Raw genomic sequence first — 12522 nt, forward strand, 5'->3', positions numbered from 1 at the left:
TTGGCCAGTTCGGCGGCGGGAACCGCATCGGGTTGACGGAAATTTCAGGCATTGCCCCTAGGTTGCCGGTCATGAACAGGATCATCCGACTGGCTATTCCGCTCGCCGTGCTGGGCGCGCTGCCCGGTTGCGGCGATAGTCCCGAGACCCTTCTGAACAAGGCGCGCGGCAGTTTCGCCGCGCAGGACTATCAGGCGGCGCGAATGCAGCTTGCCTCGGCGCTGCTGAAGCAGCCCGACAATCCGGAGATGCTGGCGCTGATGGCGCGGACCCAGCTGCGCCTTGGCGATCCCGATGGGGCCGAGGGCGCGTTGGCGCGGCTTGCGCAGACGGGGGTCAAGAGCGCCGGCTTGCCGCGCATGAAGGCCGAGATCGCGCTCCTCCGCAAGAAGCCCGAAGACGCGCTGGCGCTGCTGGGCAACGACGCGAGCATCGAGGGCTGGCGCATCCGCGCCCAGGCGCAGCTTGCCATGGGCGATGACGACAAGGCGGCCCAGTCCTTCGAGAGGGGAATGGCTGCGGGTGACGACATCCGCCTTGCCGAGGCCTATGCCCGCTACAAGCTGGTTTCGAACGACCTGCCCGGTGCCGCCGCGATCCATGAACGCATGCGCAGGATCGCCCCGAAATCCTACGAAACACTGGTCCTGGGGGGCGATCTGGCTGCCGCGCTGGGAAGGACAGACCGCGCGATCGACGCATACCGCCAGGCCATCGATGCCTACCCGGACCGCGTGGCGCCGATGCTGGCGCTGGCCAACCAGTACGACGCCAAGGGCAAGCTCGAAGATGCGGCCAGGCTGGTCGAGCAGGCCGGAAAGATCGCGCCGGACGATCCGGCGGTGGAAGCGCTCAAGTACCAGTTGATGTCCGAGAAGGGTGAATGGGAAAAGATCCGGCTTGGGCTGCAAGGACGCGAATCGGACCTTGAGCCGGGCTCGGGCCTGCAGATGACTTATGCGGAGGCGCTGCTGCGGCTTGGCTATGCCGAACAGGCGCGCGTGCTGTTCAACCGGGCGGTGCTGACGCTTCCCGGCAATCCCTATTCGCGCATGATGCTGGGAGAGGCGCAACTCGCCAGCGGCGATGCCGATGGCGCCTGGGCCACGCTTGGACCGCTGGCGGCCAGCACGCTCGCGCGCCCCGAAATCCTGCAAAGTGCCGAAAAGGCCGCCCGCGCGGTCGGCGCGCCGGAGGCGGGCAGCTTGCGCGCGCGGCTGGAGCCGGCACGGCTCAAGGCGAACATGGCTCTGATCGGGCAGGGCGAGGCGGCGCTGACGCGTCGGGACTGGCCGCGAGCGCTCGCGGTCTACGGCCGGCTGCTTCAGCAAGGCCACGATCCGGAAGTGCTCAAGAGAATGGCGCTGGCGGCAAGCGGGTTGGGCCGTGCACCGGAAGCGATCGGGTACGCCGACCAGGCGCTTGCCGCTTTGCCGGACAATCCGGACTATCTCTATCTCGCCGGGCTGGTGCGTCTCAATGGCGGGCAGGATCTTGCCGCCGCGCTACGCCTGCTGGAGGCCGCCGCCACGGCGGACCCACGTAATCCCGTGATCGCGCGCGATCTCAAGAAAGCGAAAGCCGCCGCCGGCTGAAACCGGCGACGGCTTTGGGCTGATTCCAGGTCCGCTCGGGAGCGATCGGCCTGGGGACTCCCCGATGGCCGTTCCCGCGATGGGCGCGATGGAACGGCCGGGAAGCCTGGATCAGGCGCGGGTCTTGCGGCGGCGGGCATAGCCCAGGCCGAGCAGGCCCAGGCCCATCATGCCGAGCATGCCGGGCTCGGGAACGTCGGTGCCGCCCGAAGTGGTGGTGGTTCCGCCCGAGGTCGTGGTGGTGCCACCCGAAGTGGTGGTGGTGCCACCCGAGGTCGTAGTGGTGCCACCGGAAGTCGTAGTGGTTCCGCCAGAAGTCGTGGTGGTGCCGCCCGAGGTGGTGGTGGTGCCGCACGACGCCGAGCCGGCCGAGTGGCCGCAATCGCAGTAGTGCGTGTGGCCGCCCCAGGCGAGGGCGGGCGTGCTCAGCGCCAGAGTGGAACCGGCAGCGAAGGAAAGAGCAAGAAGCGTCTTGCGGATCATATTGAATACCCCTTTTCCCGAATTGGTTGACACCATGCTTCGCAAACTGCGTGCCAATCCCAGTTTCTTGGGGGTTATGATAGTTAACGTGTTTAAGCGGGTGCGTAATCTGTAAGCTAACTCGACACGATTCCGGCGGAAAGGTGGCCGGAGCATCGAATCGAAAATACGAACCACACGTTCAGGGTGAGCGGGCGTGGAGCAGATTTGGGGCTCCTTGCGCCGATTTCGGCATGTATTGATCGAGTCTCCTCTCCCCTCCCCGGAAGGGCGCTCGACGCGTTCCATTCATCGCGGCCCGGCATCAGTCCTGCTGGCGTAGCGCCACGTCGTTCATGAAGCGCGCGTCGTCGCCGGCCGCCAGGCGGTCCGCCTCGGCGGCGACGGCGCCCAGCATGTCGGCCAACGGATCCATCTCGGCCTTGGCGAAGTTGCCGAGGACATGGGCCGTGACCCGGTCCTTGTGTCCGGGGTGGCCGATGCCCAGGCGCACGCGGCGAAAATCGGCGCCCAGATGCTGATCGATCGACCGCAGGCCATTGTGCCCCGCATGGCCGCCGCCCTGCTTCACCTTGACCTTGAACGGGGGCAGGTCCAACTCGTCATGAAAGACGGTGAGCGCCGACAGCTCCAGCTTGTAGAAGCGCATCGCCTCGCCCACCGAGCGCCCGCTCTCGTTCATGAAAGTGGCCGGCTTGAGCAGCAGGATCTTGCTGCTGCCGATGCGGCCTTCCTGCAACCAGCCCTGGAACTTCTTCTGCACCGGGCCGAAGCCGTACACCTCGGCAATGGCATCCGCCGCCATGAAGCCGACATTGTGCCGGTGCATCGCATATTGCGGTCCGGGATTTCCAAGGCCGACCCAGATCTGCATCGAATCTCCCTCTCCTTCCGCGGGGCAATCGCACATGGCTTCGCGGTGCAGTGGCGGTCGCCGGGAGAGACTGTCAACATCGGCTTGCCGGATCGCCGGCGGGGCAAGCCACGGCGATCAAGCCGTGGTGCCTCGATTTCACGGAACGGACGGCTCAGGCCGCCAGCTTCATCTCCATGCGTTCCCAGATCTCGACCAGCGCGGCGGTGAGATTGCGCATCATTTCCTCGGTGTGGGCCGGGCCAGGGGTGAAACGCAGGCGTTCGGTGCCGCGCGGCACGGTCGGGAAATTGATCGGCTGCACATAGGCGCCGTATTCGGCGAGCAGGATGTCGCTGATCTTCTTGGCGCGCACCGGATCGCCGACCATCAGCGGGACGATATGCGTGGTCGAATCCATCACGGGCAGGCCGGCGTCGCGGAACATCTGCTTGAGCAGGCTTGCCGAACGCTGCTGGCCTTCGCGCTCCACGCTCGAACTCTTGAGGTGCTTGACCGAGGCGAGCACGCCCGCCACCAGCACCGGCGAGAGCGAGGTGGTGAAGATGAAGCCCGGCGCATAGCTGCGGATGCAGTCTATCACCTTCTGGTCGGCCGCGATGTAGCCGCCCATGACGCCGAAGGCCTTGCCCAGCGTGCCTTCGATGATGTGGATGCGGTGGGCCGCCTCGTCACGGTCGGTGATGCCGCCGCCGCGCGGACCGTACATGCCTACCGCGTGGACTTCGTCGATGTAGGTGAGCGCGTTGTATTCGTCGGCCAGGTCGCAGATCGCGTGGACCGGGGCAACGTCGCCGTCCATCGAATAGACCGATTCGAACGCGATCAGCTTGGGCAATTCGGGATCGGTTTCGGCCAGGAGCTGCTCAAGATGCTCAAGGTCGTTGTGGCGGAAGACTTTCTTCTCGCAGCCCGAATTGCGGATGCCGGCGATCATGCTGGCGTGGTTGAGTTCGTCGGAGAAGATCACGCAGCCCGGCAGCAGCTTGGCCAGCGTCGAAAGCGTCGCATCGTTCGAGACGTAGCCCGAGGTGAACAGCAGCGCGCCTTCCTTGCCGTGCAGATCGGCCAGTTCGCGCTCCAGCTCGATATGGTAGTGCGTGTTGCCGCCGATGTTGCGGGTGCCGCCCGAACCGGCGCCCACGTCATGCAGCGCTTCTTCCATCGCCTCTATCACCTTGGGGTGCTGGCCCATGGCGAGGTAGTCGTTCGAACACCATACGGTGATCGGCTTGGGCCCGTTGTGGCCGGCGAAGCAGCGCGCGTTCGGATAGGCGCCCTTGTTGCGCAGGATGTCGATGAAGACCCGGTAGCGCCCCTCGGAATGAAGGCGTTCGATCGCCTGGTCGAAAATGTGTTCGTAGTTCACGAAGCCTCAGTCCTGCGTTTCCCAGCCGTTTCACCCTGGGCGGGCCGGACGGCATTTCCGGCGCCCATTACATGATCGCATCGCCCATGACCAGTCGGTTGTCCCTTTGAGACTAATCGGAAAACCTCTTGGCCGCGTGCTTCACATCAGCGAAATCGTAAGCGGTGACGATGGTCATATGGGGAGCCGTCCGTTGGAGGACATTGATCGTCGTCAACCAGGCTTTCGATTCGGTGCGGTAGCCCGGAACCTCGTTGCGCGCGGCCAGCCTTGAAGGCGGGCGCAGGCTGCGCAGGCTTTCGCCGACGTTCGCCGCCGGGCCCGTGAAAAGGAACTCGTGCCCGCCCCGGAGCCGGACGTAGACCATCTTCGCCCGCGGGCCGAGGCCGGGCGTGGGGACGACAACGACCCCCGGAGCAAGCGGATAGGGGGCGACGGCTATCGATGCGGTTGCCGCCGCCCATTTCACCTTCCGGCCCCCGTCGCGCAGCGGTCCCTCCGCGAGAAGCACGACGCGGCCGGCTTTCGACAGGGCGCCGTTCACACGGTCCTGCGCGGATTGATCGAAGTCCTTCACGTCGAATTCGCGGGCCGCCGCGCGGGTCGTCCCGGCGTCGATCACGATCGGCTTGCCTCCGGGGACGACCAGTTCGTAGCTGCGTATGGCCGTGCGCACCGGGCGCAGGCCCCAGCCGGCGACGAGCGCGTTGCGGGTGATGTCGCGGTGCCCGATCCGTTCGACGCGAACCTGGCTGGGACGCGGCCCTTCGGCGGTGTCGGCCAACATGCGCAGCTGCGCCATCGTCACCGGCTTGGGATGCGTACCGTCTGGTCCCGGATCAAGCAGGAACCAGTAGTAGGGAATTCCAATGATGACGATGCATGCGGCCAACCACCAATTGAGTCGTCGCGTCAAAACCTTTCGACCCCCCGCAATCCGAAATGCGTCAGCATTGCGCGATACGCATCCGGAATATTCCCCGCCCCGGTGAATAGCGCGCGGTCGGGCACTTGGCGAGACCATTCCTGTCCCGTTGTAAGACGCTCGATCTGCCGCGCGATCCCTTGCGCGCCATGCACGAAGCGCACGCCCGGGCCGAAGGCGCGGCCCAGTTCCTCCTCCAGCAGCGGGAAATGGGTGCAGGCAAGCACCACGGTATCGATCCGCTCGCCGCCCGGCATCGCGCGCAGCGCCTCGGCCGCTCCGGTGATCGCGGAGCCATCCACCGGCTCGCCGCGCAGCTTCGCTTCGGCCGCGTCCACCAGGCCGGGGGCGCCATGGCGCAGCAGCAGCTTGTCGGCGGCGAATTCATGCTCCAGCCGGTCGACATAGGCCTGGCGGATCGTCGCCTGGGTGCCGAGCAGGCCGATCACGCCGGTTCGCGTCATTGCCGCCGCCGGCTTGATCGCGGGTACGGTGCCGACGATCGGCACCTCCAGCACTTCGCGCACCATGCCCAGCGCGATGGTGGAGGCGGTGTTGCAGGCGATGCACACCAGGCGCGGATGGAAACGCTCGGTCATGCGGCCAAGCAGCCCGGAAACGCGCGCGGCGATCTGCGCCTCGGTCTTGGAACCATAAGGCAGGCCGGCGGTATCGGCGGCGTAGATGACCGGCGCCTGGGGCAGGAGCTTTCGCACTTCATCCAGCACCGTCAGCCCACCCACGCCCGAATCGAACAGGAGGATCGGCGCGGCAGGGCGGGCCCAAGCGGTCGGCTTGGCGTGCGGGGCGCTGAGACTGTCGGAAGCCATCTTCATTCCTTGAACCTTGCATCCTGTTAATCGCCGGCGCGCGCAAAGGGAACGTCGAATGCTGCAACCCGGCTTCTGCTGGGCGTGACAAGTCGCTAAGGCACTGCGCCATGGATTGGATTCTCGCTTCGGCGCTCGGCTATGCGCTTGGTTCGGTGCCGTTCGGGCTGATCGTCACGCGTCTGGGCGGGGCGGGGGACTTGCGCAGCATCGGTTCGGGCAACATCGGCGCCACCAACGTGCTGCGCACCGGGCGCAAGGGCCTGGCCGCCGCGACGCTACTGCTTGACCTTGTGAAGGGGCTGGTTGCGGTTCTGATCGCCGCCCGGCTGTGGCCGGAATGGACCGGCCTCGCCGCGCTCGGCGCTTTCATCGGCCACTGCTTTCCCGTCTGGCTGGGTTTCCGGGGCGGCAAGGGAGTGGCGACCGCCGCCGGGGTCGCGCTCGGCCTCGCCTGGCCGGTCGGGCTGGCCTATGCCGCGACGTGGATCGGCCTGCTGCTGACAGTGCGGATATCCTCGGTCGCCGGGATGACCGCCGCGGTGGTCGCGCCGCTGGCGGCGCTGGCGCTGGGCGAGCATCGGGCCGCCCCGGTGCTGGCGGTGATCGCCGCCGTGGTGCTGTTCCAGCACCGCGAGAACATCGCCCGCCTGCGCGCCGGCACCGAACCCAGGATCGGGAACAGCGGGAAGGCATGAGCGGGGCCCTTTCGCGGGAAGAGGCTTTCGCCCGCATCCGCCTGCTGCGCTCGCCCAACATCGGCCCGGTCACATATGCCCAATTGCTCGCCCGCTTCGGCGACGCGCGCACCGCGCTGGAAGCATTGCCCGATCTTGCCGGGCGCGCGGGCAAGCCTTACGCGGCCGCTGCCGAACGCCGCGTCCACGATGAGATCGCCGCCGTGCGCAAGGCCGGCGCACGCTATCTGTTCCACGATTCGCCCGGCTATCCGCCGTTGCTGGCCGCTACCGAGGGCGCGCCGCCGATCCTGACCTTGCGCGGCGATCCGGCGCTGGCCAGGCGCCCCTGCGTGGCGATGGTCGGCGCGCGCAATGCCTCTGCCGGAGCGGTCAAGCTGGCGCGGGACCTGGCGCACGGCCTTGCCGAGGCCGGGCTGACCGTGGTTTCCGGCCTGGCGCGCGGGATCGACGGCGCCGCGCACGAGGGTGCTCTGCGGGCCGGGGCCGGGCCCGAGAGCGGCTCGACGATCGGCGTGATCGCCAGCGGCATCGACATCGTCTATCCGCCCGAGCACGCGAGCCTGCACGGCCGGATCGCGGCCGAAGCCCTGCTCCTTGCCGAGCAACCGCCTGGCACCGAGCCGCTGGCACGGCACTTCCCCGCTCGCAACCGGATCATCGCCGGCCTTGCGGCGGGCACGCTGGTGGTGGAAGCGGCGCCCAAGTCCGGCTCGCTCATCACCGCGCGGCTGGCCGGCGAGATGGGGCGGGAAGTCATGGCGGTGCCGGGCTCGCCGCTCGATGCCCGCTCGCACGGCTGCAACCAGCTGATCCGCGACGGGGCGATCCTGGTGCAGTCGGCGCAGGACGTGATCGAGCTGCTTTCCGGCTTCGACGGCAAGGCGCGCTCCACTTTCCGCGATGCCGCCCCGGCATGGATCGCCGCCGAGCCGCTCGCCGCCAAGCCGCTCGCCGCTGATCGCGTGGAGATCGCCGCGCTGCTCACCACCGCACCGATCGCGGTGGACGAATTGATCCGTCAATCGGGAGCGGGCGCGGCGGCGGTGCAACTGGCCTTGCTGGAACTGGAGATCGCGGGCAGGTTGGTTCGCCATGCCGGGGGAAGGGTAAGTCTTTCGGGCTGATGCAGCGGATCGGAACCCTCTTGACGCCAGCCCGGATCGGCAACCACCCTACACGTGTATGTATGCGCGTACACGCGTGAGAGGATTCCGGGAATACCCATGCAGCTTGTCATCGTAGAATCGCCCGCCAAGGCCAAGACCATCGAGAAGTACCTGGGCAAGGACTACAAGGTCCTCGCCAGCTATGGCCACGTCCGCGACTTGCCCAGCAAGGACGGCTCGGTACGGCCCGACGAAGATTTCGCGATGGACTGGGAGCTTTACGGCGACAAGCAGAAGCAGGTGCGCGCCATCGCCGATGCCGCCAAGGGCGCCGATCGCCTGATCCTCGCCACCGACCCCGATCGCGAGGGCGAGGCGATCTCGTGGCATATCCGCGAGCTGCTCAAGAATCGCCGGGTGCTGCCCAAGGACGTCCAGCGCGTCACCTTCAACGCCATCACCAAGGAGACGGTGACCAAGGCGATGCTGGCCCCGCGCGAGCTGGACCAGGATCTGATCGACGCCTATCTCGCCCGGCGCGGGCTGGACTATCTGTTCGGCTATACGCTTTCGCCGGTGCTCTGGCGCAAGCTCCCCGGAGCCAAGTCGGCGGGGCGGGTGCAGTCGGTGGCGCTGCGCCTGATCGTCGACCGCGAGCGTGAGATCGAGGCGTTCAAGGCGCAGGAGTACTGGTCGGTCGCCGCGCTCATGGCGCACGACGGCACCGACTTCACCGCCAAGCTGGTCACGTTCGAGGGCCAGAAGCTCGACCGTCTGAGCCTTTCGGACGAAGGCACGGCGATGCGCGCCAAGGCGGCGGTCGAGGCGGGCGCGTTCAAGGTCGAGCAAGTCGAGACCAAGCCGCACCGCCGCAATCCGCAGCCGCCGTTCACCACCTCCACCTTGCAGCAGGAAGCCGCGCGCAAGCTCGGGTTCTCGGCCAGCCAGACGATGCGCGTGGCGCAGGCGCTCTATGAGGCGGGCGCGATCACCTACATGCGTACCGACGGCGTGCAGATGGACCCGAGCGCGATCTCGGCCTGCCGCACCGCGATTGCGGAGCGCTATTCGGGCCATTACCTGCCCGAGAAGCCCCGTCACTACGAAACCAAGGCCAAGAACGCGCAGGAAGCCCACGAGGCGATCCGGCCGACCGAATTCAACCGCGACCGTTTCGGTTCGGGCGACGAGGCGCGGCTCTATGACCTGATCTTCAAGCGCGCGATGGCGAGCCAGATGGCCTCGGCGGCGCTGGAGCGCACCACCGTGACCTTGCGCGACGGCACCGGCCGCAACGAACTGCGCGCCACCGGCCAGGTGGTGAAGTTCCCCGGCTTCCTCGCGGTCTACGAGGAAGGGCGCGACCAGAAGGACGACGATGACGAATCCGGCCTGCTGCCGTTCATGAAGGCGGGCGACATGCCGGCCAAGAAGCAGGTCATGGCCGAGCAGCACTTCACCCAGCCGCCGCCGCGCTTTTCGGAAGCGAGCCTGGTCAAGCGGCTGGAGGAGCTGGGCATCGGCCGGCCCTCCACTTACGCGGCGACGATCCAGGTGCTGAAGGACCGCAACTATGTGCGGACCGAAAAGAACCGTTTCTTCGCGGAAGAGACCGGGCGCCTGCTCACCTCGTTCCTCGAACGCTTCTTCGAACGCTACGTCGCCTACGATTTCACCGCCGGCATGGAGGAGGAACTCGACGACGTCTCCGGCGGCCGGCAGGAGTGGAAGGCGCTGCTCGAGGCCTTCTGGCGCGACTTCAAGCCCAAGAGCGACGAGGTCATGGAAAAGAAGCCCTCGGAAGTGACCGAGTCGCTCGACGAGTTCCTGTCCGACTACCTCTTCCCGCCCAGTGATGACGGCTCCGACCCGCGCCTGTGCCCCAAGTGCGGGGAAGGGCGCCTCAGCCTGCGCGGCGGACGCTACGGCGCCTTCGTCGCCTGCTCGAACTACCCGGAGTGCAAGTACACCCGCAAGTTCGCGCAGCCGGGCGGCGCGGGCGACGGCGGCGAGGACGAGGGGCTGGGCAAGGACCCGGTGACCGGCCTGGAGATCATGCGCAGGACCGGCAAGTACGGTCCCTATATCCAGCTTGGCGAAGGCAAGGAGGCCAAGCGCGCCTCGATCCCCAAGGACATCGACGAACTGACGCTGGAATGGGCGATCAAGCTGCTCAGCCTGCCGCGCGTGATCGGCCCGCATCCGGAGACGGGCAATGAAATTACCGCGAGCATAGGTCGCTACGGCCCCTACCTCATGCATGACGGCAAATATGCCAAGCTGCGTTCGACCGCCGAGGTCTTCGACACCGGCATGAACGCGGCGGTTTCGCTGCTGGCCGACGCGGCCAACCGGGGCGGCGCCGGCGCGCGGACCCGGGCAGAGCCGATCAAGGTGCTCGGCGCGCATCCGACCAGCGGCGGCGAGATCAAGGTCATGGCCGGCCGCTATGGTCCCTACGTCACCGACGGGACCACCAACGCCACCCTCCCGCGCGACCAGAAGCCCGAGGACCTGACCGCCGAGCGGGCGATCGTCCTGATCGACGAGAAGGCGGCGAAGGGCCCGGCCAAAGGCAAGAAGAAGGCGGCGCCGAAGAAGGCCGCCGCGAAGAAAGCTCCCGCGAAGAAGGCCCCGGCGAAGAAGGCGAAAACCAGGGAGGCGGCCGAATGAGCGAGAAGATCGCCAAGCACAAGCAGCCCTGGAAGCCCGATGAACTGCAAAAGCTCCAGGTGCTGGCGGGCAAGGGCAAGGGCCTGAAGGAAATCGCCAGGGCGCTCAACCGCACCGAGGAATCGACCAGGGACGCCGCGCGCCAGCACGGCATGGTGATCGCCAAGGCGCGCTGAACCTAGACCTGCTGAACCTAGACCTGGGCCTCAGCGGCGCGGGCGGTAGAGCCCGAACTTGCGGGTGCCCAGGGTGATCCCGGCATAGCGCTCGTACCCCCGCGCGAGGGTCCGGCGCATGAATGCCCTGGTCCGAAGGTTCGGCAGGTTGGGGCGCCCGCTTTCGGCCATCACCACCACGCCCGGCCGCGAAGCCATGATCCGGCGTACTTCCGCAACCGGGTCGACGCCGAGCGCGCCGGCCTCGTTCATCGCGTCGAGATGGCTGGGAAACGCGAAGCGGGTGGGAATGCAGGCTCCGGTCGTGCGATAGAGCGCGCTATCCCCTTCGTAGACGTAGAGGCAGCGATGCGGGGCATGCTTGGGATGTTTGAGCTCGCGTTGGACCAAGGCCGTGGCTTGGGAGAATTCGGCGGCGGTGCCGCGTTCGCGGAGCTGGAAGGCCGGCGCGGCCACCGCGCCGATCAGCCCGAAGCCCAGCAGCACGTTCGCATGCCAGCGCCCTCCCGGCCTGCCGTGCCCCAGAACCGGGGCGCAAAGCACGCAGAGAGGCACCAGCACCGGACCCAGGTAATGATCGTACCAGGGCGCTATCAGCAGGAAGCCGCCCAGCGCGAACCCCGCCCAGATTCGCAAGGGCATCAGCGCGTCCGGTACTTCGCCCCCCCGCAGCGACAGTCTTCGCGGGGCGAGCAGGATCGCCAGCGCGAAAGGCAGCATCGCCAGCGTTTCCTTCGCCAGCTGCGCGAAAGCGTCGGCCCAGTCGGTGCGGCGGCCGAAGATCGAGAGGAAGTTCGCCTGTACGAAGGCTTCGCCGTGGCCCGCCAGCACGTAACCCGCCAGCACCGCCAGGGTCGGGGCGAGGGCCAGGCCTGCCCACAGCGCGGCCGTCGCCGCGAGGCGCGGCGGGCTCCAGCCGTCGGCGCGGCCGCGCGCGAGCAGCAGCAGGCCCAGCCCGGCGCCTTCGAACAGTGCGGTGTACTTGATCTGCATCGCCAGCCCGATCAGCAGCATCACCCCGCACCCGCGCAGGGCCAGCCGCCGGTCGCGCTGGCGCTGGCCGGCGCGGACGACCGCGAGTGCCGCCAGCGCGACCGGCAGGTTGTAGAACACCGGCGACTGGCCGAGCGCGACGTTGAAGGTCGGCTGGTACAGCAGGTAGGCCAGGCCGGCGAGGCGCGCGCCGCGTTCGGGCGCGACCAGGCGCGCGGTCCGGGCGATCACCAGCGCCGTCAGCACCGAGCACGCGGTCCCCAGCGCCTGGTAGACCAGCACCGGGTCCAGGGGCACCAGGAACACGGCGCGATAGATCAGGAACAACCCGTAGGGCTTGCGGTCCCAGAGATCGACGTAGGGCAGGGCCCCCTGGGCCATGCGCTGCCCGACCAGCAGGTAGAACTGCTCGTCGACCTGTACCGCCGGCTTGCCGTACATCGCCAGCCGCACCAGGATCGCGGCGGCCAGGTAGCATGCCGCCAGGCTGCACGCCGGCAGCAACCGGGCCGGGCCACGGCCTCCGCGATGCGTCGCGGACGGGCGGGTTATCCGGGCGACCAGACGCCCCGCGGCTGCAATCATCGCGTCAAATCCCGATTGTCCGGGGAAATGCCCCGGATAAGGCGCACCGGATAAGGCCCTCCGATCAGGCACTGCCGCCGCGAATGGGCATTATGGCGGGGATGTTACCGGATTTTGACGCCGCCGGATGGCCCTGGCCGCAGTTGGCGCCGGGTCGGGGCAACGGCCCGTCCCGAGCGGAAAACCTCTCGCCGCCCGGCGTGACCGGCTTG

Annotated in this window: 11 protein-coding genes; 5 read left to right on the top strand and 6 right to left on the bottom strand. The window is 67.7% G+C overall.

The genetic code is table 11. The features are described 5' to 3' along the window. Window positions 1-71 precede the first annotated feature (71 nt). Window positions 72-1595 carry a tetratricopeptide repeat protein gene (locus BM052_RS10875; RefSeq protein WP_091146597.1) on the top strand — a complete coding sequence of 508 codons (1524 nt, stop codon included), beginning with the start codon at window positions 72-74 and terminating at the stop codon, window positions 1593-1595. A gap of 111 nt (window positions 1596-1706) precedes the next feature. Here BM052_RS10875 and BM052_RS10880 read toward each other — a convergent pair whose 3' ends face one another. The 5 genes from BM052_RS10880 to murI all read right to left on the bottom strand — a co-directional run bounded on the left by BM052_RS10880 (window position 1707) and on the right by murI (window position 6076). Continuing rightward, on the bottom strand, window positions 1707-2078 hold the full coding sequence (locus BM052_RS10880) for a PEP-CTERM sorting domain-containing protein (RefSeq protein WP_091146600.1): 372 nt from the start codon (window positions 2076-2078) through the stop codon (window positions 1707-1709). A 304-nt stretch (window positions 2079-2382) separates the two neighbouring features. Further along, window positions 2383-2952, bottom strand: coding sequence for an aminoacyl-tRNA hydrolase (pth, locus tag BM052_RS10885; protein ID WP_091146603.1), 570 nt, complete (start codon window positions 2950-2952; stop codon window positions 2383-2385). 154 nt (window positions 2953-3106) lie between these two features. Beyond that, window positions 3107-4321 carry a 5-aminolevulinate synthase gene (gene hemA / locus BM052_RS10890; RefSeq protein WP_091146605.1) on the bottom strand — a complete coding sequence of 405 codons (1215 nt, stop codon included), beginning with the start codon at window positions 4319-4321 and terminating at the stop codon, window positions 3107-3109. 112 nt (window positions 4322-4433) lie between these two features. After that, window positions 4434-5213 (bottom strand): hypothetical protein, encoded by a 780-nt coding sequence (locus tag BM052_RS10895; protein WP_255406082.1) that lies wholly within the window; start codon window positions 5211-5213, stop codon window positions 4434-4436. 20 nt (window positions 5214-5233) lie between these two features. Continuing rightward, on the bottom strand, window positions 5234-6076 hold the full coding sequence (murI, locus tag BM052_RS10900) for a glutamate racemase (RefSeq protein WP_091146874.1): 843 nt from the start codon (window positions 6074-6076) through the stop codon (window positions 5234-5236). 110 nt (window positions 6077-6186) lie between these two features. On the opposite strand from murI, the gene plsY reads away from it, so the two are divergent. The 4 genes from plsY (at window position 6187) to BM052_RS10920 (ending at window position 10732) form a co-directional block, all read left to right on the top strand. Continuing rightward, window positions 6187-6774, top strand: coding sequence for a glycerol-3-phosphate 1-O-acyltransferase PlsY (gene plsY / locus BM052_RS10905; protein ID WP_091146609.1), 588 nt, complete (start codon window positions 6187-6189; stop codon window positions 6772-6774). Beyond that, a complete protein-coding gene (gene dprA / locus BM052_RS10910; protein WP_091146611.1) occupies window positions 6771-7901 on the top strand; it encodes a DNA-processing protein DprA in 1131 nt (376 codons plus the stop codon). Before plsY ends, dprA begins: the two co-directional genes overlap by 4 nt. 99 nt (window positions 7902-8000) lie before the next feature. Beyond that, a complete protein-coding gene (gene topA, locus BM052_RS10915) occupies window positions 8001-10556 on the top strand; it encodes a type I DNA topoisomerase (RefSeq protein WP_091146613.1) in 2556 nt (851 codons plus the stop codon). Further along, window positions 10553-10732 carry a hypothetical protein gene (locus BM052_RS10920; protein WP_091146615.1) on the top strand — a complete coding sequence of 60 codons (180 nt, stop codon included), beginning with the start codon at window positions 10553-10555 and terminating at the stop codon, window positions 10730-10732. Before topA ends, BM052_RS10920 begins: the two co-directional genes overlap by 4 nt. A gap of 30 nt (window positions 10733-10762) precedes the next feature. On the opposite strand, the gene BM052_RS10925 is transcribed toward BM052_RS10920, so the two are convergent. Further along, complete coding sequence (locus BM052_RS10925; protein WP_143084813.1) at window positions 10763-12310, bottom strand: glycosyltransferase family 39 protein; 1548 nt, start codon at window positions 12308-12310, stop codon at window positions 10763-10765. Window positions 12311-12522 lie beyond the last annotated feature (212 nt).

Origin of the sequence: Novosphingobium sp. CF614 (genome assembly GCF_900113255.1) — a bacterium.
Taxonomy (GTDB): domain Bacteria; phylum Pseudomonadota; class Alphaproteobacteria; order Sphingomonadales; family Sphingomonadaceae; genus Novosphingobium.

Excerpts from the sequence above, each read along its gene's own strand:
- BM052_RS10920 (WP_091146615.1), top strand. The coding sequence starts at position 10,553 with ATGAGCGAGAAGATCGCCAAGCACAAGCAGCCCTGGAAGCCCGATGAA.
- murI (WP_091146874.1), bottom strand. The coding sequence starts at position 6,076 with ATGGCTTCCGACAGTCTCAGCGCCCCGCACGCCAAGCCGACCGCTTGG.
- BM052_RS10925 (WP_143084813.1), bottom strand. The coding sequence starts at position 12,310 with ATGATTGCAGCCGCGGGGCGTCTGGTCGCCCGGATAACCCGCCCGTCC.
- plsY (WP_091146609.1), top strand. The coding sequence starts at position 6,187 with ATGGATTGGATTCTCGCTTCGGCGCTCGGCTATGCGCTTGGTTCGGTG.
- BM052_RS10875 (WP_091146597.1), top strand. The coding sequence starts at position 72 with ATGAACAGGATCATCCGACTGGCTATTCCGCTCGCCGTGCTGGGCGCG.
- dprA (WP_091146611.1), top strand. The coding sequence starts at position 6,771 with ATGAGCGGGGCCCTTTCGCGGGAAGAGGCTTTCGCCCGCATCCGCCTG.
- topA (WP_091146613.1), top strand. The coding sequence starts at position 8,001 with ATGCAGCTTGTCATCGTAGAATCGCCCGCCAAGGCCAAGACCATCGAG.
- pth (WP_091146603.1), bottom strand. The coding sequence starts at position 2,952 with ATGCAGATCTGGGTCGGCCTTGGAAATCCCGGACCGCAATATGCGATG.
- BM052_RS10880 (WP_091146600.1), bottom strand. The coding sequence starts at position 2,078 with ATGATCCGCAAGACGCTTCTTGCTCTTTCCTTCGCTGCCGGTTCCACT.